We start from the raw sequence: 24,299 nt of genomic DNA, 5'->3' as shown, positions 1-24,299 counted from the left end.
CGCGCCGGCTCAGCTCTTGCGGTTTTCGTAAGAAGTATCCAGCACGTCATCTTCCGGGGTGATGATGCCGGGTTCGCCGGGTTCCGCAACGGCGCGTCCGCGCCGCGGCATGCCGGCGACCTCCTTGCTGTGGTCCGCCATCGGCAGGATTTCGGTGCCTTTGCGCGGGTCGACGGCGACGGGGTGTTCCGTTTCGGCGGCCTTGGCCGCCTGCGGATCGGGGGCGGTTTTCAACATGATGTCTGCTCCGCTTGCGGGCGTCCCGGGATGGCGACGCGCCTGGTTGCCACTTCCATCTTAGGGCCGCGCGGCCTGCCCGGAGCAGGAATGCCTGTCACGTTTGCAAGGGGCTGTTGCAGGAGCTCGAACCTTATAATTTCCGACGCCTCGCGGCTTGCCGCAAGCCGCCCGGTTTCTCACTTTCCATACGCCTACCTTGACTGAATCCGTCGAACGCTCCGTCCATGCTGAACTCGTTGCCGTGCTGGTCGCCGTCACCAACGGCGAGCCGCGGGTGCTGACGACCGACGATGCGCGCGCCTTGCCGGCTGGCCCCTTCGAACTGTCGCACCGTTCGCTGCAGGCCGGCCTGCGCGCCTGGGTGGAGGAGCAGACCCATCACCCCTTGGGTTACGTGGAGCAGCTCTACACCTTCGCCGACGGCGACCGCTCCGATGAATCGGGTGCGCGCGTGATGTCGGTCAGCTACCTGGGCCTGACGCGCGAGGCTGGCGAGACCGGCGTGGCGCAAGTGGGCTGGCAGGATTGGTACCGCTACTTCCCCTGGGAGGACCGGCGCGCAGGCACGCCCGCGCTGGTGGAAGACATGATCGTGCCGCGCCTGGCCGCCTGGTGCGAAGACAGTAGCGATGCGGCCGTGCGCATACGCCGCCGCCAACGCGCCGCCATCACCTTCGGGCTGGACGGCTCGCCCTGGAACGAGGACATGGTGCTGCAGCGCTACGAGCTGCTGTTCGAAGCGGGGCTGGTGCCCGAAGCGGCGCGGCGCGGAGGCAAGGGCGCCGTGGTGCCCGGCGAACCCATGCGCCACGACCACCGCCGCATCCTGGCCACCGGCATCGCCCGGCTGCGCGCCAAGATCAAGTACCGGCCCGTGGTGTTCGAATTGATGCCCGCGCAGTTCACCTTGCTGCAATTGCAGCTGGCCGTGGAAGCGCTGGCCGGGCGCGGCCTGCACAAGCAGAATTTCCGCCGCCTCATCGAGCAGCAGGCGCTGGTCGAAGAGACCGGCGAAATGGCCACGGGCACGGCCGGCAGGCCGGCCAAGCTGTTCCGTTTTCGCCGTGACGTGCTGCTGGAGCGCGCTATTGCGGGGAGCAAGTTGCCGCTGTCTCGGGCAATGTGACGTTGAGATGCGTCACGCTTGAGAGTCCAAGTCACCCAAGAGTTTTAGCGGCTCTCGCGGGTGTGCCACAGCCGTAGCACGTGGACAACCGCATCCTGGATTTCGTAGCGAATCTCGTACTCTCCAACCAGGATTCTTCTCACCTCTCGTGGTTCGAATTGGAACAGTTGTTCGCCAATACGCGGGTTGGTCTGCAGGATGGTTGGCGCTTTGGCCAACGCCTGCACAGCCCTGGTGGCAGCGGATTTGTTTACTGGGGCCAGGAATTCATACAAGCGCACTAAGTCGGACAGCGCTTTGCTGGTCCATTTGAGCGTCATCAACGTGGCACCGGCAGCGGCTCGTCAGTGCCCAGGCTTTCCGCCCACGCCTGCACAGCCAGATGGTCGACGACGCGGCCCGCGTCTACGTCGGCCAATGCTTCCTGGGTTAGCCGATCGCGTTCCTCTTCCTGGGCGATCCAGGCCGAAAGCGCCTGTTTCATGATCCAGCCGCGCGAGCGTTCAAGCCGTGTGGCCATCTGATCGACCTTGTCGGCAAGCGGAAGCGGCACGTGTGTGGTTAGAACTTTGGTTGCTGCTGTCATGTTGCACCTTTAATAAGAACTTGATCTTGCCTGCTCCTGGCGACGCCGTGATTAGCACGAGGCAGATGTCGGACTCGATGACACGCTAATGATCTCGAAATAATCACAGTGATTAAAATTTAATCGATCACGCAAGCCATTTCAAACTGGACGGAAAATGGCTGACGCTTGACAAGCCTTATGCTCGTCTCTAGCATAAGTGGTGCGCAATCCCCGCGCGCCTTTTTTTAACTGGTAAATACTCAAAATGAGCATTAAAGCCGAAGCGCCTCAGACCACCGCCCGACTGCCCGTTCCCCCTCTGCCGGAAGTCATGCTGGAGCCGCTGGTGCGCGCGGCCTTGCTCGAGGATCTGGGACGCGCCGGGGACCTGACCACCGATGCCATCGTGCCCGCCGACGCCACGGCGCAGACCCGATTGGTCGCGCGTCAGGAAGGCGTGCTGGCCGGGCTGGACCTGGCGCGCCTGGCGTTTCGCGCCATGGACCCCGCCATCAAGTTCGAGGTCGCGCTGCGCGATGGCGCCGAACTGCAGCCGGGAACGGAAATCGCCCGCATCAGCGGCAACGCGCGTGCCATGTTGACGGCCGAGCGCGTGGCGCTGAACTTCCTGTGCCACCTGAGCGGCGTGGCCAGCGCCACCGCGTCCATCGCCCGCGCCATTGAAGGCTACGGCGCCCGCGTCACCTGCACCCGCAAGACCATGCCGGGCCTGCGCGCCGTGCAGAAGTACGCGGTGCGCGTGGGCGGCGGCAGCAATCACCGCCACGGCCTGGACGACGCGGTGCTGATCAAGGACAACCACATCGCGCTGGCGGGCGGGGTCGCGACGGCGGTCGAGCGGGCGCGCGCCGGCATCGGCCACATGGTCAAGATCGAACTGGAAGTGGACACGCTGGAGCAGCTGGAAACGGCGCTGTCTCTGGGCGTGGATGTGGTGCTGCTGGACAACATGAGCCTGGACGATCTGCGCCGCGCAGTGGCCATGGCGCGCGGCCGCGCCATTACTGAAGCCTCGGGCCGCATCACGCCCGAAACCGCCGCCGCGGTGGCGGCCACCGGAGTGGACCAGATCGCGGTGGGTTGGATCACCCATAGCGCCAAGGTGCTCGACATCGGTCTGGACGCCTGAGCCTTTCCGCCGGCCGCCGGCCGGCATTGCCCATGTCCCCGCGCGCTTGCCGCGCAGGGACGCTTGCAAGCCCGCATCATGAATCGCCTGCTTAGCTCTGTTCTTGCGTTCCTGGTTTTGCCCCTGGCCGCCTGCGGCAATTCGCCTTCGGGCGAAGCGCCCAAGGACGCCGCGTATCCGTCGCACCCCATCACCATCGTGGTGACGTTTCCGCCGGGCGGCGGCACCGACTTGCTGGCGCGCCGCATTGGCGCGAGCCTGCAGGAGCAGTTTGGCATGGCGGTCGTGGTGGAAAACCGTCCTGGCGCCAGCGGCAACATCGGCGCGCGCGCCGTGGCGGAAGCCCCTGCCGACGGCCATACGCTGCTGATGGTCAACAGTTCCTTCGCGATCAATCCCGGGGTTTACAGCAATCTGGGCTTCGCGCCCAAGCGGGACTTTGCGGCGGTCATCAACGTGGCCTTCGTGCCGTCCGTGTATGTGGTGCCGGCGGTTTCGCCCTGGCGCAGCCTGGACGATGCGCTGGCCGCCGCCACGCCGGACCGGCCGCTGGCGTTCGCATCCTGCGGCAACGGCACGCCGCAGCACTTGGCCGGCGAGATGCTGGCGCGCGCCACCGGCGCGCCTCTGCAGCACGTGCCTTACAAGGGTTGCGGACCGGCGCTTACCGACGTGACCGCGGGCCAGGTCGGGGTCGGCGTGGTCACCGCGTCCAGCGCCGCGCCTTTGATTGCGGCCGGCAAGTTGCGGGCGCTGGCCGTGACCTCGCCGGCGCGTTCGCCGTTGTTGCCGTCGGTGCCGACGGTGGCCGAGCAGGGCGTGCCCGGCTACGCGCTGGACCAGTGGCACGGCCTGCTGGCGCCGGCAGCCACGCCGCCCGCGGTGGTGGCCAAGCTGAATGCGGCGGTGGCGAAGATCGTCCAGCGCCCCGATGTGCAGGCGGCGTTGCGTGAACAGGGCTTCACGCCGGCCAGCAGCACGCCGCGGGAATTCCAAGCCATGATCGATGCGGATATCGACCGTTATACCGCCTTGACGCAGGCGATCGGCCTACGCGCCGATTGAGCCGGGCGCAGGCCGGCCAGCCTCAGGCCGCGGCGGCCCGGGCGTGCTGCTCGAGCTGTTCCTTCAGGCCCGGCTGCAGCTTGAGCTGGCGCGCCAATTCGTCCAGATAGGCGCGTTCCATATAGCTTTCCTCGTCCACTACCAGCAGGCTGGCCAGGTACATCTCGGCCGCCATTTCCGGCGTCTGCGCGGCTTGCGCGATCACGGACGGATCCAGCGGGCGCGACAGTTCGGCTTCAAGCCAGCGACGGTCTTGCGCGTCCGAAGACAGCTTGGACAACTCGGTTTCGAGCAGCGCGCGTTCTTCCGGGCCGATGTGGCCGTCGGCCTTGGCCGCGCCGATCATGGCCGTCAGCACCGCCGTGCTGTGCTGCTCGGCCTGGGGCGCGGGCAGGCGGTCCAGCGTCTGCGGGGGAGCGGCAGGCGCGCCGGCCTGGCTGCGTTGCCAGTCGCCATAGGCGCGGTAGGCCAGGGCGCCCAGCGCCGCCATGCCGCCGTACATGGCGACCTTGCCGCCGATCTTGCGGGCCTTCTTGCTGCCCAGCAGCAGTCCCAGGGCGCCCGCGCCCAGCGCGCCGCCGCCCAGGCCTGTCAGGAAGGACGAGCCCTTGCCACCCGTGGCGTTCTGCACCCGGCTGGTGGTGTCCGACAGCAGCCCTTGCCCGGACTGCAGCAGTTGATCGAGGAGTTGTCTGGCGCTCATGCGGCCCCCTTTAAAGTTTGCTCAGGTATTGCGGATAGAGATATCCGACCGGAGTGGGCGGCAGAAGTTCAGCTTACAGTCAGTTGCTTCTGCCTGGGTCGTCCTGGCGCGCCCGCCAGGTGATACAACGTGGTCTGAGGGCGGCCGCGGCGGCCGCCCGTCAGGACCCGTTACCAGGAGACAGGACCCATGAGCATCCGCGTGCGCCAGAATGCGCCCAACACGCTGCAATTCACCGCCACGGCCGAAGGCCACGATCTGCCGCTGGACATGCCCCAGCCTGCCGGCGCCGGCCCCGATCCTCACGACTACTTCGATACCGCGTTGGGCGGCTGCAAGGCCATGACTTTGATGGTCTACGCGCAGCGCAAGGGCCTGCCATTGGAGTCGGTGGGAGTGGAGGTGGTGCGCGACGCCAGCGAGGAGCGCAAGGGGATCTACCGCTTGACGGCCAAGCTGACGCTGAACGGCGAGTTGTCCGACGCGCAGGTAGACGAATTGCTGGCGGTGGCCGAGAAGTGCCCGGTGCACAAGCTGATGACGGCGGTGGACGTGCAGGTGTCCACCGTGGTGGTGCAGCCGGCCTGACCAGGCCGGCTGCGGCGGCTGGGGCCGGCGGCCCCGCCGCGCGCGGACTCAGTCTTCCATGCCCGGGACGATGGTCGAGAAACCGGCGTCCACGTGGGTGATCTCGCCCGTCACGCCGGCGGCCAGATCCGACAGCATGAAGGCGGCGACGTTGCCCACGTCTTCGATGGTGACGTTGCGGCGCAGGGGAGCCTGGGCTTCCACGAACTTCAGGATGGCCGAGAAGTCCTTGATGCCGCTGGCGGCCAGCGTCTTGATGGGGCCGGCGGAAATGCCGTTGGCGCGGATGCCGCGCGGGCCCAGCGCCGTCGCCAGGTAGCGCACGCTGGCTTCCAGCGAGGCCTTGGCCAGGCCCATGGTGTTGTAGTTCGGAACCACGCGTTCGGCGCCCAGGTAGGTCAGCGTCAGCACCGAGCCGTTGCGGCCTTCCATCAGCGGCAGGGCGGCCTTGGCCATGGCGGCGAAGCTGTAGGCCGAGATGTCGTGCGCGATGCGGAAGCCTTCGCGCGACAGGCCGTCGAGGAAGTTGCCGGCGATGGCTTCGCGCGGGGCGAAGCCGATGGAGTGCACCAGGCCGTCCAGGCCGTCCCAGTGCTGGCCGAGTTCGGCGAAGGCGCCTTCGATCTGGCTGTCTTCGGCCACATCGCAGGGCAGCACGATCTTGCTGCCGAATTCGGCGGCAAATTCGCCTACGCGGTCCTTGAAGCGGTCGCCCACGTAGGTGAACGCCAGTTCGGCGCCTTGTTGGTGACAGGCGCGCGCGATGCCGTAGGCGATGGATCGGTTGGAAAGCACCCCGGTGACCAGGATGCGCTTGCCGGCGAGAAAGCCCATATTTCTATCCTTTGATTTTTTCCCTCTGGAATCCGCCTATTTTAAGGAGTTTGCGCGGTTTCGCGATATGAAAATCCCTGGGGCGCGTCCGACTGGCATGCGCCTCAGGACGGTTTTCCGGGCGGCGGGAACAGGCGTACGAAACTGGCGAGCAAGGGATCGCGCTGGTCGGCGCGCCAGACCAGCTCCAGGTCGAACGTCAGGTCTATGCCGCCGACTTCCTTGAAGACGACGCCGGCCGGGCCGTGTTGCCGGAACGAGGCGGGAATGACGGCGCAGCCCAGTCCGGCCGACACCAGGCCGAGGATGGTGGGAAGATCGGTCGCCACGGCGGCCGGGCGTGTCACCGGAATGCCGGCGGCCTTCAGGATGCGGACCAGCGCGTCATAGTGCGAGGGCGATCCGGCTCGCGGGAACAGGATGAATCTCTGGCCCGCCAGGTCCTTGAGCGTGCGGATCTTGCCGACGCTGCGCGCCACCGCCGCGGGCATGGCCAGCAGCATGCGGTCTTCATAGATTTTCATTCCTTCCACTTCGCCGTCGAGCGGAGAGCGCCAGGCGACGACGCCCGCGTCCAGTTCGTGGCGCTTGATCGCGTCGAGCTGCCAGGCCGACAGGCCGGATTCCAGCTGCACGTCGGTGTCGGGCGAGGCGCGCGACAGGGCGGCGATCGCCTGTCCCAGGCCGGGCAGCCAGCTGTAGCCGGGCATGATGCCGATCTTCAGCGAGCCCGCCTTGCCGTGGGCCGCCAGCGCCACCTGCGCCCGCAGGGTTTCAGAACCCGCCAGCATCAGTTTCGCCTGGGCGAGCAGCGCCTCGCCGGCGCGCGTGAGCGCCACGCCGCGCGGCAAGCGCACCAGCAGTTGCGCGCCGAACTCCTCTTCCAGCGCCATCATCTGGCGCGACAGCGCGGGCTGGGCGATATGCAACGCTTTCGCCGCGCCCGCCACGCTGCCGGCTGCGCACACCGCCGCGAAATAGCGCAACTGTCTCAACTCCATGCCATGCCTCCTGGGCATATGTAGCAAACATCAAAAGTATTTGTTGCTGATCGGTCAAATACCTATATTTTCCCGATCGAAACCCATAACGTATACCCAAAAGGTCTATGACGAAACCGACATTCCGCGAGTCGCCTCTATTGCGTGACCGGCGGGTCGCGCATCTGCCGGCGCGCAACCCGCACTGCGCGACGGCGTTCACCGACATCGATCTCGACGCGCCTGGACGCCAGGCGGGCTTCCTGCACATCCCGCAGTCGCCGCACGAAGACGCCTGGGGCACGGTGCGCATACCCATGGCGGTGCTGGCCAATGGCGACGGCCCCACCGTCATTCTGGAAGGCGGCAATCATGGAGACGAGTACGAAGGCCAGATCGTGCTGGGCGAACTCATCCGCGACCTGCCGCTGGAGCGCGTCCGGGGCCGCCTGATCATCATGCCCGCGCTCAACGCGCCGGCGGCTGAAGCCGGCCTGCGCACCTCGCCGCTGGACGGCAAGAACCTGAACCGCACGTTTCCCGGCGACCATGCGGGCAGCATCACGGAACAGATCGCCGCCTACGTCAGCGACGAACTGTTCTCGCGCGGCGACGCGTTTCTCAGCCTGCATTCCGGCGGTTCGTCGCTGGACATCATTCCCAGCGCCCTGGTGCAGCCCTCGCAGGATGCCGCGCAAACCCAGCGCAACATCGATGCCGTGATGGCCTTCGGCGCGCCCTTCAACGTGATGCTGGACACGCTGGGCGACACGCGCACCAGCGTTGCTTCGGCGGTGGCGGCGGGGCTTACCTGCGTCAGCACCGAGATGGCGGGACGCGGCACCGTGACCGACAGCGCGCTCGCGCTGTGCCGCGCCGGCGCGCTGCGCGTGCTGGCGCATTGGGGTGTGCTGGACCAGGCTTGCGCCCAGCCGCTGGCGGCGCAGCCCGCGCCCCTGTGCAAGGTCAGCGGCGCGAAGTCCTATGTCATCGCCTCGGATCGCGGCGTGTTCGAGGCCTATCATCGGCATGGCGAGGCCGTCGAGGCCGGCCAGCCCGCAGGCCGAATCCACCAGACCTTCGATCCGCGGCGTGCGCCGGTTGAACTGGTTTACGGGACCAGCGGCGTCATCTTCGCCAAGCGCCATCCCGGCATCGTCGTGCCCGGCAACGTTTGTTGCGTCGTGGCCAGCGCGGTCTGATTTACTCATTCTTGAAGAACGGAACATGGCAATCCATATCGAAACCCCGGCGCTCGCATCCCGCGCCTTCTCCCTGCGCAGCGGCAAGGACGTGCGCCTGAAGATGGAGGCGCTGCAGCCCAGCGGCTCGTTCAAGGCCCGCGGCATAGGCCATGCGTGCCAGATCTACAAATCCCGCGGCGCCCGGCGCTTCATCTCTTCGTCCGGCGGCAACGCCGGGTACGCGGTGGCCTACGCCGGCCGCATGCTGGCCACGCCGGTGACCGTGGTGGTGCCTGCCACGACCTCGGAACGCGCCAAGAGCCTGATCCGTTCCGAAGGGGCGGAGGTCATCGTGCATGGCGCTTCCTGGATGGAAGCCAACGCCCGCGCGCTGGAACTCATGACCGAGGCGGACGCGTTCCTGCATCCCTTCGATGACCCCTTGCTGTGGGAGGGACACGCAACCATGATCGACGAGCTGGCCCGGCAAGGCGGCCGACCGGATGCAGTCATCTGCTCGGTCGGCGGCGGCGGCCTGCTGTGCGGCGTGGTCGAGGGCCTGCGGCGCAACGGCTGGGCGGACGTGCCGGTGATCGCGGCCGAGACGGCCGGCGCCGACTCCTATGCCCAGGCCCTGGGCGCGGGGGCGCCGGTGCTGTTGCCCGAGATCCGGTCCATTGCGACCTCATTGGGCGCGCGGCAGGTCTGCGACCGCGCGCTGGACCTGGCCAAGGAACATCCCATCGAGAGCGTGGTGGTGTCGGACGCCGCCGCGGTGGCGGCTTGCGAAGACGTGTTGCTGGAGCACCGCATCCTGGTCGAACCCGCCTGCGGCGCCTCGGTGGCGGCGCTGGACAGCGGTTCGGAGTTTCTGAAGAACGCCCGCTCGGTGGCGGTGATCCTGTGCGGCGGCGTGGGCGTCACGGCGGGCCAACTGGCGCAATGGAGCGCGCAGTTCGCGGGGCAGGCCCGGTAGCGAGCGGCCGGGCATAAAAAAGGCGCGTCCCGCGGGACGCGCCTTTTGCATGCAAGCGCCAATCAGCCGCGGGCGTTGGTACCCGGCACGCGCAGCTGCGAGCCCACCTTCAGGGCGCTGCCCTTGATGTTGTTGAGCGCGCGCAGCGCGTCGACCGAGGTGCCGTACTGCTTGGCCAGCGAGAACAGCGTGTCGCCCTGGCGCACCTTGTGGGTGCGGACATTGGGGCGGGCGCTGGCCACGCGGGCAGCCGGCGCCTGGGCGGCGCGGCCGCGCGGGGCGGCAGCCTTGTTGTCCGACGGCGCCGAGTCCAGTGCGCCCACCGGCGTGGCCAGCGAGGCCAGTTGCACGCCGCCCGTGCCGGGTTCGCCCGGCACCAGCAGGGATTGGCCGGAGGCGGATTTCTGGCGCGAACCAATGTCGTTGGTCTGGCGCAGCGTGGCTTCGCTCACGCCGAAACGCTTGGCGATCGAGGCGTAGGATTCGCCGCGGCGCGAGTGGTAGATCTTCCAGGCGCTGAGATCGCCCTTGTAGTTGGTCAGGTTGGCGTTGAAGATTTCGACACGGTCGGCCGGTAGCAGCAGGGTGGGGCCGTGGTCGCCGCGGATCACGGGGCGGTTGAACGAGGGGTTCAGGGCCTTGAATTCGTCCAGCGGCATTTCCGCCAGCTTGGCGGCGATTTCCAGGTCGATGTCGCTGTTCTTCTGGACCGTCACGAAGTAGGGCGTATTGCCCACCGGGGGCAGGGCCACCGCATAGCGCTGCGGATCGGCGATGATGTTCTTGATGGCCTGCAGCTTGGGCACGTAGTTGCGGGTTTCGTCGGGCATGTTCAGGGACAGGTAGTCCGTGCCCTGGCCGGCCGCTTCGTTCTTGGCCATGGCGCGTTGCACCGAGCCTTCGCCCCAGTTGTACGAGGCCAGCGCCAGGTACCAGTCGCCTTGCATTTCAAACAGCTTTTCCAGGTAGTCCAGCGCCGCGTTGGTCGAGGCGATGGGGTCGCGGCGCTCGTCGCGCCACCAGTCCTGCTTCAGGTTGAAGTGCTGGCCCGTGGCCGGCACGAACTGCCACAGGCCGGATGCCTGGGCGCGGGACAGCGCGGTCGGGTTGTAGGCGCTTTCGACGAAGGGCAGCAGCGCCAGCTCGGTCGGCAGGCCGCGGCGGTTGATCTCGTCGACGATGAAATACAGGTACTTGCCGGCCCGTTCCGCCATGCGCTGCACCGACTCGGGGTGGGACGCGTAGTAGTCGGTCCACTGCTGCGAGAGGTCGGTGTTCAGGTTGGGAATGGCGAAACCGCGGCGGATGCGGTCCCAGGCGTCGGCGGGCGGGTTGGTCAGGTCAACCGTCCGGGACGTGTCGCGGGCGATGTATCGCCCTTGCGAATTGGTGGTGAGGTTCTTGCTATCGGGGGCTTTGGTTCCTGCGCAACCGGCGAGGACTGCCAGCATGAGCGGCAGAAGGAGTCGGGATAGATTCATCAGGTTGTCACTTGAAATCGTTCTTCCATTCACGAAGGGAGGCAAAAACCTCTACCGGCGTAGCGTGGCTGCGGCCGGCCCAGCGCTCTGCGGCGTGGACGACCTCAACTTCTTGCGTGCGCAAAAACGGATTGGCCGCGCGTTCCTGCCCGATGGTGGACGGAAGCGTGGGAAGACCTTCTGCTCGTAATTGCTGGGCCTGCTGGTGCCACTGTTGCAGGCTGCGGTTGGCCGGATCGACTGCCAAGGCCCAGCGCAAGTTCGCTAGAGTGTACTCGTGTGCGCAAAAAACCTGTGTATCTGGCGGTAAAACAGCAAATTTCCCTAAAGAATCATGCATTTGCGCCGGAGTGCCTTCGAAAAGACGGCCGCAGCCCGCCGCAAACAGGGTGTCGCCGCAGAACAGAACCGGCTCCAGACCGGCCGCGCGGCCGTAGTAGGCGATGTGGCCGGCGGTGTGTCCGGGAACGTCCAGCACGGCCAGGTCCAGGTCCAGTTCCGGGATCGCCACGCGGTCGCCCTCCGCCAGGCGCACGTCGCAGCGCGGCAGCTGCTCATGCGCGGGGCCGTATACGGTGATGCCCTCGATGCGGGACAATTCCGGTACGCCGCCCACGTGGTCGCCGTGATGGTGCGTGAGTAGAATGGCGCGCAGTCTCAAGCCGTTCTGGGCCAGCCAGTGCAGCACCGGGCCGGCGTCGCCGGGATCCACCACGGCGGCTTCATTGCCGCGGACGATGGCCCAGATGTAGTTGTCATTGAAGGCGGGTAGCGGCAAGACCGCGGCGTTGCGATCGCGGCCGCCTGTGGGGGCGGTCAAGGCTTGCATGGGATTCGAAGGAATAGAACGTGGCAGAAGATACTCCGCCGATTGTAGAACTGGCCGAATGGTTCCAGACGCCGCCGGGACAGTACGTGCTGGCCTGGGAGCGGGCGCAGTTCGACGCGGCTGTCGCGGACGTGTTCGGATATTACGCCTGGCAGGTGGGCCTGGCGGACATGAATCTGCTGCGCGCCAACCGCATGCCCTTCAAGGGCTACGTGGGCGGCGAGACCCCGTCCGCGGAAAGCACGGCCGCCTGGCAGTCGCGGGTGGTGCTGGCCGAACCCGAGGCCTTGCCGTTCGAGTCCCAGAGCGTGGACCTCCTGATCCTGCCGCATGCCTTCGAGTGCGCGGAGGATCCCCACAACGTGCTGCGCGAGGTCGAGCGCGTGCTGGTGCCCGAAGGGCGGGTGGTGATCTCGGGCTTCAATCCCTGGAGCATGTGGGGCGCGCGCACGCGCATGCCCGGCATGGAACCCTGGCTGCCGCAGCCGCCGTCATCCCAGGTGTCCCTGCCGCGCCTGAAGGACTGGTTCAAGCTGCTGTCGCTCGAGGTCGAGAGCAGCCACTTCGGCTGCTACGCGCCGGCCTGCCGCAGCGAAAAGTGGCTGCAGCGCTGGTCCTTCCTGGAGTCGGCGGGCGCCCGCTGGTGGAGCGTGGGCGGCGCGGTCTATCTGGTGTCGGCCGTCAAGCGGGTGGCCGGCATGCGTATCATTGGCCCGGCCTGGAAGAAGGCCAAGCCCAAACGCGCCCGCGCCGCGTCCGTGGTGGTCAACCGCCACGCGGACGACGGCTCCTGATGGGCCCAGCCCCGCACCGCGGGGCCAATTTTTTTTGCAAGGAATACCAAGCAGCACCATGCAGGACGACAAAGCGAACGAGCAGAAAGTGGAAATGTGGACCGACGGCGCCTGCAAGGGCAATCCCGGTCCGGGCGGCTGGGGCGTGCTGATGCGCGCCGGCAGCCACGAAAAGACCCTGCATGGCGGCGAACTCCAGACCACCAACAACCGGATGGAACTGTTGGCGGTCATCCAGGGCCTGCGCGCGCTCAAGCGTCCGTGCACGGTCACCATCCATACGGACTCCCAGTATGTGATGAAGGGCATGACCGAATGGCTCGCCAACTGGAAGCGGCGCGGCTGGATGACGGCCGACAAGAAGCCGGTCAAGAACGCCGAGCTGTGGCAACTGCTGGACGAACAGGTACAGCGCCATACCGTGTCCTGGCGCTGGGTTCGCGGCCATGCCGGCGATCCCGGCAACGAACGGGCCGACCAGCTGGCCAACATGGGCGTGGAATCGGCCCGCCGGGGCTGAGGGCATCGGGATATACCCTCGAATCCGCCCTCTGGGGTGGATTTAGTTCTTTCATCCGGCTTCAGGATTGTTCCAGTATGTAAATCCGGGTGCTAAAGTGCCAACCCTCATTCCAGTTCCTGCGGCGCAGTCCGCGTGGGGGCATGCCAGGCCCGCGCCGCAATACCGCCACATTCGCGCATGAAAAAAGCAGTACTGCTCGCCGCCGTAGCGGCAGGGTTGGCCGCGGGGGCCGCGCTCGGCATTTTTGTGCCGCGCTGGCTCGACCACGGAACCGCCAGTCCGCAACCCGGCGCCGTTCAAGCGCCCCTGGTCACGCGCGCCGTGCCGGTCCGGGTCGAGGTGGCCGCCGCCCAGGAAATACCTTTCGCGCGCGGCATCTCGGCCGTGGGCAGCCTGCGTTCCGACGAGTCCGTGGTGCTGCGGCCGGAGGTCGCGGGCCGCATCCAGTCGATCGACTTCAAGGAAGGCCAGCCGGTCAAGCGCGGCGACGTGCTGATCCGCCTGGACGATTCCGTGCCGCGCGCCGAGCTGGCCCAGGCCCGCGCCAACCTGACGCTGGCGCAAAGCCACTACCGGCGCTCGGTCGAGCTGCAGGGCAAGGGCTTCGTCAGCCAGCAGGCGCGCGACGAATCCGCCAGCACGCTCAAGGTGCAGGAAGCCGCCGTGGCGCTGGCGCAGGCGCGGCTGGACAAGATGACGATCTCGGCGCCATTTGGCGGCATTGCGGGCTTGCGCAGCGTGTCGGTGGGCGACTACGTCAACCAGGGCCAGGACCTGGCCCCGCTGGAGGCGATCGATCCGCTCAAGGTCGACTTCCGCGTCCCTGAAATGTATTTGAGCAAGGTGGGCGTGGGCCAGCCGCTGACGCTGCGCATGGACGCGCTGCCCGGCCAGGAGCGCCAGGGCGTGGTCTATGCGGTGAGCCCGCTGGTGGACGCGGGCGGGCGCTCCATCCTGCTGCGCGCCACGGTCGCCAACAAGGATGCGGTGCTGCGCCCGGGCATGTTCGCCCGAGTGCAATTGCAGTTCAGCCAGGACAAGGCGCTGGTCGCGCCGGAAGCCGCGCTGTCGCCCTCGGGCGCGACGCAGTACGTCTACCGGGTCAAGAACGGCGTGGCCGAGCGGCGCGAGGTCACCATCGGCGAGCGCCGCGAGGGCCGCGTCGAAATCCTGACCGGGGTGGCGGCGGGCGACCAACTGGTGGTGTCGGGCTTGCAGCGGGTGACGGACGGCGCCGCGGTGACCGTTCTGGGCAACGGCGCGTGACGCCGGCCTTTTTCCATTTTTGGCGGTAGCGCAATGCGTATCTCGGAAACCTGCATCAAGCGGCCGGTGTTCGCATCGGTCCTGTCGCTGATCATCGTGCTGATCGGCCTGATTTCATATTCGCGCCTGACCGTGCGCGAGTATCCGAAGATCGACGAGCCCATCGTGTCGGTGGACACCACCTACAAGGGCGCTTCGCCCGAGGTGATCGAGTCGCAGGTGACCAAGCCGCTGGAAGACCAGCTGGCCGGCATCGAGGGCGTGGACGTGATGACCTCGCGCAGCCGCTCGGAACGCAGCCTCATCAACATCAAGTTCAACCTGTCCCGCAACCCGGACGCCGCGGCCGCGGAAGTCCGCGACAAGGTTTCGCGCGCGCGGCGCTTCCTGCCCGACGAGATCGACGAGCCCATCATCGGCAAGGTCGAAGCGGACTCCCAACCCATCATCTATATCGCGGTGGAGTCCGGGTCGTATTCCGCGATCCAGACCTCGGACTACATCAACCGCTACATCAAGACCCGCCTGTCGGTGCTGCCGGGCGCGGCCGAGGTGCGCGTCTTCGGCGAACGCCTGCCGTCCATGCGCATCTACGTGGACCGCGACAAGCTCGCCGCCTACGGCCTGACCGTGCAGGACGTGGAGGCCGCGCTGCGCAGCCAGAACGTCGAGATCCCGGCAGGCCGCATCGAATCGCGCGCCCGCGAGTTCTCGGTGGTGTCCTCTACCGACCTGCAGACGCCCGCGCAATTCGAGAACGTGATCGTCGCCAACGTCAAAGGCTATCCGGTTCGCATGCGCGACGTGGCCAACGTGGAGATCGCGGCCGCCAGCGACCGCGTGCTGTCGCGCTTCAACGGCAAGCCCGCCATCAACATCGGCGTGACGCGCCAGTCCACCGCCAACCCGCTGGAACTGTCCAAGGCGGCGCGCGAGGAAGTGGCGCGCCTGAACGAGAACCTGCCGGCCGGCATGAAGCTGAACATCGCGTACGACTCGTCGGTGTTCATCGAACGCTCCATCGATTCCGTGTTCCATACCATCGGCGAAGCCATCGTGCTGGTGGTGTTGGTGATCTTCTTCTTCCTGCGCAACCTGCGCGCCAGCATCATCCCCATCGTCACCATTCCGGTGTCGCTGGTGGGCGCCTGCGCGCTGATGTACCTGTTCGGCTTTTCCATCAACACGCTGACGCTGCTGGCCATGGTGCTGGCCATCGGCCTGGTGGTGGACGACGCGATCGTGGTGCTGGAGAACATCTTCCGCCACATCGAAGAGGGCATGCCGCGCAAGGAGGCCGCGCTGCGCGGTTCGCGCGAGATCGGCTTCGCGGTGGTCGCCATGACCATGACGCTGGTCACCGTGTACGCGCCGCTGGCCTTCGCCACGGGCCGCACCGGACGGCTGTTCATCGAGTTCGCGCTGGCGCTGGCCGGCGCCGTGCTGGTGTCCGGTTTCGTGGCGCTGACGCTTACGCCCATGATGTGCTCGGTGCTGCTGCGCCACCAGAGCAGCCACAGCCGCTGGTACAACCTGATCGAAGGCTGGCTCAACGGCATGAGCAACGGCTACCGGCGCGCGCTGGCGCTGGCCTTGCGCCACCGCTGGGTGGTGGTGGCCATCGGCCTGGCGGTCGCGGCCGCGAGCGGCGTGCTGTTCAAGGTGGTCAAGAGCGAGCTGGCGCCCATCGAGGATCGCGGCGTGGTGTTCGGCATCGTCAGCTCGCCTGAAGGGGCGACGCTGAACTACACGCTGGAAAGCATGCTGGGCATCGAAAAGTTCTACTCCGACATTCCGGAGGCCAGCGGCAGCCAGGTGACCGTGGGCTTTCCTACCGTGACCGACGGCACCGCCATCCTGCGCCTGAAACCCTGGGAAGAGCGCAGCCGCAAGCAGCAGGCCATCACGCAGCAGCTGCAGCCGCAATTCGCCTCGCTGCCCGGGGTGCGCGCATTCCCGACCAACCCGCCGTCGCTGGGCCAGTCGGCGCGTTCCAAGCCGGTGGAATTCATCATCATGAGCCAGGCGTCCTACGCCGAGCTGTCGCGCCTGACCGAAGTGTTCCTGACCGAGTTGCGCAAGTATCCCGGCCTGATCAACCTGGACACCGACCTGCGCCTGAATACGCCCGAGCTGCGGGTGCGCGTGGACCGCGACAAGATGGCCGACGTGGGCGCCAATGTGGACACCGTGGGCCGCACCCTGGAATCCATGCTGGGCGGCCGCCAGGTCACGCGCTACAAGGACGAAGGCGAACAGTACGACGTGATCGTGCAGGTGACGCCGCGCGACCGCGCCAACCCCACCGATATCTCGGGCATCTACGTGCGGGCGCGCGACGGCAGCATGGTGCAGCTGGACAACCTGCTGGGCGTGCATGAGGGCGTGTCGCCGCAATCGCTGAACCACTTCAACCGCCTGCGCGCCGTGAAGATCGACGGCGCGGTGGCGCCCGGCTACGCGCTGGGCGAAGTCCTGACGCACATGCATCAGGTGGCGCGCGAGGTGCTGCCCAACACCATCGTCACCGACCTGGACGGCCAGTCGCGCGAGTTCCGCGATTCCTCCGGCAGCATCTACCTGGTCTTCGCCATGGCGCTGGCCTTCATCTACCTGGTGCTGGCCGCGCAGTTCGAAAGCTGGCGCAATCCCTTCATCATCATGCTGTCGGTACCGCTGTCCATGACCGGCGCGCTGCTGGCGCTGTGGCTGACCGGCGGCACCTTGTCCATCTACAGCCAGATCGGCCTGATCACGCTGGTGGGGCTGATCACCAAGCACGGCATTTTGATTGTCGAATTCACCAACCAGCTGCGCGACGAAGGCAAGGAATTGTTCGAGGCGGTGGTCGAAGCCAGCGTGCTGCGCCTGCGCCCCATCCTGATGACGACCGGCGCCATGGTGCTGGGCACCGTGCCGCTGGCCTTGTCCACGGGCGCGGGGGCGGAATCGCGCCAGCAGATTGGCTGGGTTCTGGTGGGCGGGCTGATGCTGGGTACACTACTGACCTTGTTCGTCGTGCCGGTGGCCTACACCTTGATCGCCACCGCACGCAAGAAACCCGGCCAGGCCGGCAGCGCAGCGCATCATCCGGACCCCGCTCCGGCGCCGCACGCGCAGCCCGCCGCGCCTGCCCAAGCGTCGGAATAAGTTATGCGCCAGATCATCTTTGACACTGAAACCACCGGACTGGACCCTGCCCAGGGCCATCGCATCGTCGAGATCGGCTGCGTGGAGATGGTCAACCGGATGACCACCGGCAACAACCTGCACATCTACCTGAACCCGGACCGCGACAGCGACCCCGAGGCGCTGGCGGTGCACGGCCTGACCACCGAGTTCCTGTCCGACAAGCCGCGCTTCGCCGATGTCGCGGACGAATTCGTCAAGTTCATCCAGGGCGCAGAGCTGATCGCGCACAACGCGGCGTTCGACGTCAAGTTCTTCAACGCCGAACTCGCCAAGACCGGGCGCGGCCCGGTCACCGAGTACTGCGAAACGGTCACGGACTCGCTGCTGCATGCGCGCTCGCTGTTCCCAGGCAAGCGCAATTCGCTGGACGCTCTGTGCGACCGCTTCGGCATTTCCAACGCCCACCGCACCCTGCACGGCGCATTGCTGGACTCGCAGCTCTTGGCGGAAGTCTGGCTGGCCATGACCCGCGGCCAGGACGCGCTGTTGATCGACGTGGACGACGGCGCCAGCGGCGGCGGCAATGGTATCGAACTGGCCCGCTTCGACGCTTCGGGCCTGCCCGTGATCAAGGCCAGCGAGGCGGAACTGGCCGAGCACGAAAACTATCTCGCGGCCTTGGATAAGTCCGTGGGCGGGGCGTGCACCTGGCGCAAGATCGACGCGCCAGTGGCGGCCGCATAAAGTTTTTTCGAGGCGACTTGCACGCGTTCAAAAAAACGTGCTAATATTTTGCCTCTTTCGGGGTGGTTAGCTCAGTGGTAGAGCACTGCCTTCACACGGCAGGGGTCACTGGTTCGAACCCAGTACTACCCACCAAAGACCCTTGGAAGATGACGTAAGCCTCAGGCTTATCGTTGTCGGCGTACCAAGGTTAAAAAAGACGCAAAGCAAAGAAAGCCAACCGCGAGGTTGGCTTTTTTGTTTTGCGCTCAGGACGCATCGGGCACGCCTTTAAATCCGGGCGCTTTGCATATGGCATGCAAGCCATTGCGCTGAACCGTCCCTTTCATTACCCTTCTCTTGATTTGTCGCAAGCGGACTCACGTCGATTGAGCCGCGTCGCATGCGAGCCTGACTATCATTGATAACAAAGGCTTTGGCCCGTGGGGCCAGGCATAGGCGAACAGGAGAAGGTCATGTCCGAGCACACCAATACCATGTTGATCATCATCGTCGCCGGCGTGGCGCTCATGTTGGTCGGCTTCGGGCTGCGCGACCGCAATATCGGCATGGGACTGATGGGCATAGGCCTGATCACGGCCCTGGGCACGATCATCTACAAGGCCTACATCACCTTCTATTGACCGCTTGCCGAGCCCGGCTGCGTCTTGCGCGCCGCGCGCGCCAGCAGGGTGTCCAGCTGGTTGGCGAAGGCCTTGCGGTCGGCCTGGCTGAATGCCGCCGGGCCGCCGGTATCCACGCCGCTGGCCCGCAGCTCTTCCATCATGTCCCGTAACGCCAGCCGCTCCCGGATCGTTTCCGGCGTATAGCGTTCGCCCCGCGGGTTCAGGGCCATCGCGCCTTTTTCCAGGACTTGCGCGGCCAGCGGGATGTCGCCGGTGATCACCAGGTCGCCCTCGGACGCGCGTTCGGCGATGTGGGCGTCGGCGACGTCGAAGCCGCGCGGCACCTGCACCGCGCGGATCAGCGGGGAGGGCGGGGTGTAGAGCATCTGGTTGGCCACCAGCGTCAGCGGCAGTTGCCAGCGCTGGGCGGCGCGGAACAGGATGTCCTTGATGACCGCGGGGCAGGCGTCCGCATCGACCCAGATATGCATGCGCTTACTTGTCCAGCGCGTTTTGCAGCACTTCGGCCACGATGTCGTTGGTCGACACGCCGCGTTCGGCCGCCAGGGCGCGCAGCTTGTCGGCGTGGGCCTGCGACAGCTTCAGGGGGAACGGCACCAGGCCGGCGGCCTGGTCCAGCTTGCGCTGTTCGCGGCGGTCGGGCACTTGCGAGGCGGTGCCGAAGCGGTCCGGGGTGGAGGCTTGCTTGAGCTGGCCGGCCAGCTTCAGGGCCTGGTTTTTCTGCAGATCGAATTTATTCATGGGGATTCCTGGTAGGGAGCGCAATCATAAGCGCAACCGGCTTCATTGCGGCTTGCCCTGTTCAAGCTTGGCCAGCCCTTCCTGGGCGCCGTCGTGCAGCGGCACGGTCAGTCCGCGGCGGGCGGTCGCCAGCCCTACCTGGGCGCCCTGGGCGGATCCGGCGGCCAGCAGGTCCTGCCCGGTCACGTAGACCGCGCGCACGATCACCAGGGCCTCGTCCCGGGTCAGGTCCGCGGTGGTGAGCAGCAGCGCCGCCATGCCCACCGTGGGGATCGGCTCCGTCTGGTTGGGGTAGGTGCCGGCGGCGATGTCCAGCGGCATCAGCGCGTTGTCCTCGGCCCCGGTCAGCGCCTTGATGGCGGCAGGGTCCAGCGGCAGCAGCTTCAGTCGCGCCTGGGTCAGCGCATCGCGCAAGGGCGTGGCGGGCACGCCGATGACCTGGGCGGCGGCGTCGACCTTGCCGGAGTTCAGCGCCGGCAGGGACTCGGTGAAGGGCGTGTCGGCCACGGTGTAGTCGCGGCCGGCCTGCAGGCCATGGGCGGCGAGCACGGTTTCCAGCGTGGCGCGCACCGCCGAGCCTTCCGGCCCCAGGGCGATGGTCTTGCCCTTGAGATCGCGTACGCCGCGCAGGGCGGCGTCGTCGCGGACCACGATATGGACCAGTTCCGGATACAGGCTGCCCAGGGCGCGCAGGCCGGTGAAGGGACCCTGGCCCGCGAATGGGCCCTTGCCGTCATAGGCGAGCCGCGCCGTGTCGGCCTGGGCCAGTCCCACCACCGCGTCGCCGCTGCGCAGCAGCGCGATGTTCTCGGCGCCGCCGCCCGTGATCAGCGGCGAGACCCGGATCTGCTGCTTGCGCGCGACGTCGCTCAGGGCGCGCGCAAACGCTACATACTCGCCGCGGTCCGGGCCGCCGGCCAGCGGGTAGCCCTGTTGCATGCGGGCCAGCCGGCCGTTGATGCGCGCCACGGAGCGTTCCAGTTCCTGTTGCACTACGTGCTGCGCGGTGCTGGAGGCGCTGTAGGAAACCGAATGGGTGATCTGGTCCAGCGTGTCCAGCAGTTGGCGCGTGACGGGCGGCGGCGCGCCGGTGTCCAGGTTGGGCGCCTCGGCCGCCTTGAAGCCGGCCGGGGTGACCAGCTTCCAGGCGTCGCCTTCCTTGCGGTAGATGGCGCTGGCGTGCGCGACGATGCGGTCGCCCGCCTGGTTGCCGCCGGATTTCACGCCGCTGATGCTGCGCGGGCCGGCGCCCAGCAGCGTGACCAGCGCGGCGGCGCCGGGCTGGTCCCAGGCGCCCAGGGTGATGTTGCGCGCCAGGTCCAGTTCGACGTCGTAATAGACCACGCGGCGGGTTTCGCCCGCCGGGGCGCTGCTGTCCGAGGCCGATCCCATGCGCTTGATCCCGGCGATACGGAACAGGTCCGCGCCGTAGGCGGTGGCCAGGCTGCGTTCCACGTCGGCGCGCAGGGCGTCGGTATCGGGCGCGCGGCCGCAGGCCGCCAGCAGCAGGCAGAAGCTCAGAATGACAAGGCGTTTGAACATGGTCACATGCCTCCCACGAACGGCAAGGAGATCAGCGAGGTCAGCACGATCACGTTCAGGATGTCGACCAGGAAGGCGCCGGTGACCGGCACGACGATGAACGCTTCCGGCGCCGGGCCATGGCGCCGCGTCAGCGCCTGCATATTGGCAATGGCGGTGGCGGTCGCGCCCAGCGCGAAGCCGCAGAACGCGGCTGACATGATGGCTGCTTCGTAGTCGCGCTTGAGCATGCGGAACACGACCCAGGCGGCATACAGCGCGCATACCAGGGTCTGCACCGCCAGCATCAGGGCCAGCGGGCCGGCCAGGCGCGCCACGCTGGACAGGTCCAGCGTCATCATTGTCATGCCCAGGAACAGCGACAGGGAGATGGTGCCGATGATTTCGGTGGCGCGGTCGTCCAGCTTCAGGCCCAGCTTTTCGCCGCCGTTGCGGATCAGTACGCCCGTGGCCAGGCACCACAGGAAGTTGGGCAGGCTGACCGGGGCGTCCTCAACCAAGGCCGCCAGGTAGCCACCGACCACCAGGCAGACCAGGGCGGCGGTCAGGGAGACGATGTAGGAGCCGGCGGAGGACGCGGGCGCGTTTTCCATCAGGTCCGCAGGCTCGTGGCCGTCGCCGGGCGCGTGGTCGAGGCTGCCGGCCAGCTTGTGGCGCCGCATCAGCCATTCGGCCACCGGCCCGCCCACCACGCCGCCCAGCACCAGCCCCAGGGTGGCGGCGGTCATCGCCAGCGCCATCACGTCCTGGATGTTGTTGAAGTCGGCGAAGCGCGTGGCGTAGGCCGCGCCCGTGCCGTGACCGCCCACCAGCGTGATGGTGCCGCCCAAGAGGCCCATCAGCGGATGCATGTCCAGGAGCCAGGCCATGCCCAGCCCGACGGCGTTCTGCAGCACCAGGAACGGGATCAGGGCCAGCAGGAAGGCAATCAGCCTGGGGCCGCCCTTGGCCAGCAGCTTGAGGTTGGCGGTCAGGCCGATGCTGCCGAAGAACAGCAGCAGCAAGGTCGGCTTGATGCTGGTTTCCAGCGAGACGGAGATGCCGCCCCAGGTCGCCAGCAGGTAGGCCAGTACGGCGAACAGGAGGCCGCCGACGATGGGGTCCGGAATGCTGTAGCGGGCGAGGACGCCGATCTTGGTGGTGAGCACGCGTCCGATGACCAGGACGAGGCAGCATGCCAGCAGTGATTGAACGGGCGTAAGCGAGATCATAGGTGCCTTTGCGCCCTGTCAGGGCACGGTGAACTTTCTGGCTGTTTGAACCCTGCCGCCTCACACGGACTGAGGCTTATGTTACGTCCGCCGCGCGGGCGATGTACATGGGGCAGGGAGGCGGCGCGCGGCGTGGGGCCGGGCGGGCGGAAAGCCGCGGCGGAGGTAGCCGCGGCCGGGGCGGCTAGAGTGGAAATGCGCGCGACATATATTGCGCGCGCGGCCCGTAGCCAGCCAGTTTTTCGGTCAGGTCGGCGCTGTCTGCGCTGACCGGTAGGTAGCCGTGGCGCTGCCAATAACCCACGGCGGATTCCAGGGACACCAGGCTGGCGCGGCGCAAGCCGCCTTCATGCGCGCTGTCGGCGGCGGCGCGCAGCAGCGCCTGGCCCACGCCCAACCCCTGCGCCGAGGGCGCCACGGCGCAGTCGTGCAGGAACCAGTGGTCGGCCGCGGCCGGCAGCGCCGCGAGCGCCACATCCAGGGCGGGCGGCAGTCCCGCGTCCCAGGGATAGGAAATCAGGTAGCCCAGCAGCGCATCCGGGCTGGCCCCAGCCTGCGCTACCCAGCAGTGCGAGGGGGCGAGCGCCAGGCGGTTCTGGAAGAAACCCGCGCTTTCCAGCAGGAAACCGGGGTAGGCCAGGGTCTGGAGGGCCAGGATGGCGTCCACGTCGCTGGCCTGCATGAGCCGGACTTGATATTGCATGACAACCTGCGAAAACAAAAAAACTCGGGCGCATTTTACCGATGCGCGGGCGCAGTCCGGCTTTACAGGGCTTCACAAATTGGGGACACAGGTTTACGCCACTTTATTGTTTTCCGGGGGACGCTCCCTAGAATTCATCTGTATTTCTCGGGCGCTGCAGGCAATTGCGCATTTCATGAAAATTCGACAGATCCCTACGCATACTGCTCGGCATAGTCCTGCATTCCGAGTCTAGAGCCATGCACATTCAGTTCCGGTCCGAATCCGCTGTCCCGCAAGTGCTGACCAAATCGTATCCGCTGGAAACGGTTTGGCCGGCGGCCGAGGCTCGCGTGCCGTACGACACTTGCGTGACCTGCGTCATTCCGTGCCTGAACGAATGCGAGAACCTGCAGGTGCTGCTGCCTCTGCTGCGCAACCGCCTGGAGGCGCTGTGCACCAGCTGGGAAATCATCGTGGCCGATGACGGCAGCACGGACGGCACGGAAGCGCTGATGGCCGAATGGACCGAACACGATGGTTTTCGCTACGTGCAGCTGTCGCGCAACTTCGGCAAGGAAGCCGCGATCAGCGCCGGCCTGGAAGCCGCCACGGGCAATGCGGTGATCTGCCTGGATGCGGATCTGCAGCATCCTCCCGCCTTGATCGAGCAAATGCTGGCGCGCTGGGCCGCCGGGGCCGAAATGGTCTACGCCGTGCGCGAGACCCGCGCCGACGAATCCTGGGCCAAGCGCGCTGGCGCGCGCTGGTTCTACAAGTTGCTGAGCGGCGCGCGCGGCGTGGATGTGCCGGCGCACGCGGGCGATTTTCGCCTGATGGACCGCAGCGTGGTGGACGCGCTGATCGCGCTGCCCGAACGCACCCGATTCATGAAAGGCCTGTACGCCTGGGTCGGCTTCAAGGGCGAAGCGCTGGCCTATACCCCCGAGGAGCGCATGCACGGCGACAGCCGTTTCAGCAGCATGCGCCTGGTCCGGCTGGCGCTGGACGGCCTGACCGCCTTCACGACCTGGCCGCTGCGCCTGGTCAGCCTGGTTGGCGTGGCCTTTGCCATGCTGGCGCTGGCCTATGCCGCCTATCTGGTCGGCGAGTACCTGTTCTTCGGCAACGAGGTCTCCGGTTGGACGACCATCGTCACGGCGGTGCTGTTCTTTGCCGGCGTGAATCTGATTTCCCTGGGCGTGGTGGGCGAATACGTGTCGCGGATCTTCGATGAGGTGAAGGGCCGGCCGCTGTTCGTCGTGCGCCGGCGCCAGGGCAGGGCTTCCCGGCCGGGCCAAGGCTTGGACTGAC

Annotated in this window: 26 protein-coding genes and 1 tRNA gene; 14 read left to right on the top strand and 13 right to left on the bottom strand. The window is 66.9% G+C overall.

Annotated features, from left to right (window positions below; genetic code table 11):
* Nucleotides 1–9: 9 nt before the first annotated feature.
* Nucleotides 10–237, bottom strand: a complete 228-nt coding sequence (locus IAG39_RS27795) for a hypothetical protein (protein WP_059372911.1) — start codon at nt 235–237, stop codon at nt 10–12.
* 199 nt (nt 238–436) lie between these two features.
* On the opposite strand from IAG39_RS27795, the gene IAG39_RS27790 reads away from it, so the two are divergent.
* Nucleotides 437–1,366 carry an NUDIX hydrolase gene (locus IAG39_RS27790; RefSeq protein WP_118932595.1) on the top strand — a complete coding sequence of 310 codons (930 nt, stop codon included), beginning with the start codon at nt 437–439 and terminating at the stop codon, nt 1,364–1,366.
* A gap of 44 nt (nt 1,367–1,410) precedes the next feature.
* Here IAG39_RS27790 and IAG39_RS27785 read toward each other — a convergent pair whose 3' ends face one another.
* Both IAG39_RS27785 and IAG39_RS27780 read right to left on the bottom strand, forming a co-directional pair.
* Nucleotides 1,411–1,686, bottom strand: coding sequence for a type II toxin-antitoxin system RelE/ParE family toxin (locus IAG39_RS27785; protein WP_118932564.1), 276 nt, complete (start codon nt 1,684–1,686; stop codon nt 1,411–1,413).
* Complete coding sequence (locus IAG39_RS27780) at nt 1,686–1,952, bottom strand: CopG family ribbon-helix-helix protein (protein WP_118932565.1); 267 nt, start codon at nt 1,950–1,952, stop codon at nt 1,686–1,688. The genes IAG39_RS27785 and IAG39_RS27780 overlap by 1 nt, the downstream gene beginning before the upstream one ends.
* 247 nt (nt 1,953–2,199) lie before the next feature.
* Between IAG39_RS27780 and nadC the strand changes: the two genes are divergently transcribed.
* Nucleotides 2,200–3,084: a carboxylating nicotinate-nucleotide diphosphorylase gene (gene nadC, locus IAG39_RS27775; protein WP_059372915.1), complete on the top strand. Its 885-nt coding sequence runs from the start codon at nt 2,200–2,202 to the stop codon at nt 3,082–3,084.
* Nucleotides 3,085–3,162: 78 nt separating this feature from the next.
* Nucleotides 3,163–4,149: a tripartite tricarboxylate transporter substrate binding protein gene (locus tag IAG39_RS27770; RefSeq protein ID WP_118932566.1), complete on the top strand. Its 987-nt coding sequence runs from the start codon at nt 3,163–3,165 to the stop codon at nt 4,147–4,149.
* A gap of 22 nt (nt 4,150–4,171) precedes the next feature.
* On the opposite strand, the gene IAG39_RS27765 is transcribed toward IAG39_RS27770, so the two are convergent.
* On the bottom strand, nt 4,172–4,852 hold the full coding sequence (locus IAG39_RS27765) for a tellurite resistance TerB family protein (RefSeq protein WP_059372919.1): 681 nt from the start codon (nt 4,850–4,852) through the stop codon (nt 4,172–4,174).
* A gap of 189 nt (nt 4,853–5,041) precedes the next feature.
* Here IAG39_RS27765 and IAG39_RS27760 point away from each other — a divergent pair, with 189 nt between their 5' ends.
* Entirely contained in the window at nt 5,042–5,440 is a 399-nt protein-coding gene (locus IAG39_RS27760; RefSeq protein ID WP_059372921.1) for an OsmC family protein, read from the top strand.
* Nucleotides 5,441–5,488: 48 nt separating this feature from the next.
* Here the strand turns inward: IAG39_RS27760 and fabI are convergent, their stop codons facing one another.
* Nucleotides 5,489–6,274, bottom strand: a complete 786-nt coding sequence (gene fabI / locus IAG39_RS27755) for an enoyl-ACP reductase FabI (protein WP_013391441.1) — start codon at nt 6,272–6,274, stop codon at nt 5,489–5,491.
* A 104-nt stretch (nt 6,275–6,378) separates the two neighbouring features.
* Nucleotides 6,379–7,275: a LysR family transcriptional regulator gene (locus IAG39_RS27750; RefSeq protein ID WP_165867831.1), complete on the bottom strand. Its 897-nt coding sequence runs from the start codon at nt 7,273–7,275 to the stop codon at nt 6,379–6,381.
* A gap of 107 nt (nt 7,276–7,382) precedes the next feature.
* Between IAG39_RS27750 and IAG39_RS27745 the strand changes: the two genes are divergently transcribed.
* Both IAG39_RS27745 and IAG39_RS27740 read left to right on the top strand, forming a co-directional pair.
* On the top strand, nt 7,383–8,456 hold the full coding sequence (locus IAG39_RS27745; protein WP_118932568.1) for a succinylglutamate desuccinylase/aspartoacylase family protein: 1,074 nt from the start codon (nt 7,383–7,385) through the stop codon (nt 8,454–8,456).
* 25 nt (nt 8,457–8,481) lie between these two features.
* Nucleotides 8,482–9,414: a pyridoxal-phosphate dependent enzyme gene (locus IAG39_RS27740; RefSeq protein ID WP_118932569.1), complete on the top strand. Its 933-nt coding sequence runs from the start codon at nt 8,482–8,484 to the stop codon at nt 9,412–9,414.
* A 62-nt stretch (nt 9,415–9,476) separates the two neighbouring features.
* On the opposite strand, the gene IAG39_RS27735 is transcribed toward IAG39_RS27740, so the two are convergent.
* Both IAG39_RS27735 and gloB read right to left on the bottom strand, forming a co-directional pair.
* Nucleotides 9,477–10,895: a transglycosylase SLT domain-containing protein gene (locus tag IAG39_RS27735; RefSeq protein ID WP_059372931.1), complete on the bottom strand. Its 1,419-nt coding sequence runs from the start codon at nt 10,893–10,895 to the stop codon at nt 9,477–9,479.
* Between the two features lie 7 nt (nt 10,896–10,902).
* Nucleotides 10,903–11,724 (bottom strand): hydroxyacylglutathione hydrolase, encoded by an 822-nt coding sequence (gene gloB / locus IAG39_RS27730; protein ID WP_059372934.1) that lies wholly within the window; start codon nt 11,722–11,724, stop codon nt 10,903–10,905.
* A gap of 20 nt (nt 11,725–11,744) precedes the next feature.
* Between gloB and IAG39_RS27725 the strand changes: the two genes are divergently transcribed.
* From IAG39_RS27725 to IAG39_RS27695, 7 genes are all read left to right on the top strand, one after another.
* On the top strand, nt 11,745–12,518 hold the full coding sequence (locus tag IAG39_RS27725; protein WP_118932570.1) for a class I SAM-dependent methyltransferase: 774 nt from the start codon (nt 11,745–11,747) through the stop codon (nt 12,516–12,518).
* Between the two features lie 58 nt (nt 12,519–12,576).
* Nucleotides 12,577–13,038 (top strand): ribonuclease HI, encoded by a 462-nt coding sequence (gene rnhA, locus IAG39_RS27720; protein WP_059372942.1) that lies wholly within the window; start codon nt 12,577–12,579, stop codon nt 13,036–13,038.
* A gap of 180 nt (nt 13,039–13,218) precedes the next feature.
* Nucleotides 13,219–14,307, top strand: coding sequence for an efflux RND transporter periplasmic adaptor subunit (locus IAG39_RS27715; protein WP_059372944.1), 1,089 nt, complete (start codon nt 13,219–13,221; stop codon nt 14,305–14,307).
* A 33-nt stretch (nt 14,308–14,340) separates the two neighbouring features.
* Nucleotides 14,341–17,457 carry an efflux RND transporter permease subunit gene (locus tag IAG39_RS27710; protein ID WP_118932571.1) on the top strand — a complete coding sequence of 1,039 codons (3,117 nt, stop codon included), beginning with the start codon at nt 14,341–14,343 and terminating at the stop codon, nt 17,455–17,457.
* Between the two features lie 3 nt (nt 17,458–17,460).
* Entirely contained in the window at nt 17,461–18,183 is a 723-nt protein-coding gene (dnaQ, locus tag IAG39_RS27705; protein WP_118932572.1) for a DNA polymerase III subunit epsilon, read from the top strand.
* A 60-nt stretch (nt 18,184–18,243) separates the two neighbouring features.
* Nucleotides 18,244–18,318: transfer RNA gene (locus IAG39_RS27700), tRNA-Val, on the top strand.
* Nucleotides 18,319–18,638: 320 nt separating this feature from the next.
* A complete protein-coding gene (locus IAG39_RS27695) occupies nt 18,639–18,806 on the top strand; it encodes a hypothetical protein (RefSeq protein ID WP_118932573.1) in 168 nt (55 codons plus the stop codon).
* On the opposite strand, the gene IAG39_RS27690 is transcribed toward IAG39_RS27695, so the two are convergent.
* The 5 genes from IAG39_RS27690 to IAG39_RS27670 form a co-directional block, all read right to left on the bottom strand.
* Nucleotides 18,800–19,279 carry a YaiI/YqxD family protein gene (locus tag IAG39_RS27690; RefSeq protein WP_059372950.1) on the bottom strand — a complete coding sequence of 160 codons (480 nt, stop codon included), beginning with the start codon at nt 19,277–19,279 and terminating at the stop codon, nt 18,800–18,802. The genes IAG39_RS27695 and IAG39_RS27690 overlap by 7 nt on opposite strands.
* A gap of 4 nt (nt 19,280–19,283) precedes the next feature.
* A complete protein-coding gene (locus IAG39_RS27685; RefSeq protein ID WP_054458453.1) occupies nt 19,284–19,550 on the bottom strand; it encodes a hypothetical protein in 267 nt (88 codons plus the stop codon).
* Nucleotides 19,551–19,592: 42 nt separating this feature from the next.
* Nucleotides 19,593–21,098, bottom strand: a complete 1,506-nt coding sequence (locus IAG39_RS27680; RefSeq protein ID WP_165867832.1) for a TAXI family TRAP transporter solute-binding subunit — start codon at nt 21,096–21,098, stop codon at nt 19,593–19,595.
* Entirely contained in the window at nt 21,095–22,303 is a 1,209-nt protein-coding gene (gene gltS, locus IAG39_RS27675; protein WP_118932575.1) for a sodium/glutamate symporter, read from the bottom strand. Before gltS ends, IAG39_RS27680 begins: the two co-directional genes overlap by 4 nt.
* A 184-nt stretch (nt 22,304–22,487) precedes the next feature.
* The gene (locus IAG39_RS27670; protein WP_059372956.1) at nt 22,488–22,985 is read right to left on the bottom strand and encodes a GNAT family N-acetyltransferase; all 498 of its coding nucleotides are present in this window, start codon (nt 22,983–22,985) and stop codon (nt 22,488–22,490) included.
* A gap of 260 nt (nt 22,986–23,245) precedes the next feature.
* Between IAG39_RS27670 and IAG39_RS27665 the strand changes: the two genes are divergently transcribed.
* Nucleotides 23,246–24,298: a glycosyltransferase family 2 protein gene (locus IAG39_RS27665; protein ID WP_059372958.1), complete on the top strand. Its 1,053-nt coding sequence runs from the start codon at nt 23,246–23,248 to the stop codon at nt 24,296–24,298.
* The last annotated feature ends 1 nt before the right edge of the window (nt 24,299 follow it).

Source organism: Achromobacter xylosoxidans (assembly GCF_014490035.1).
GTDB lineage: Bacteria > Pseudomonadota > Gammaproteobacteria > Burkholderiales > Burkholderiaceae_B > Achromobacter > Achromobacter bronchisepticus_A.
The sequence above is the reverse complement of the archived record's forward strand: the minus strand, read 5'-3'. Positions and strand labels throughout refer to the sequence as shown.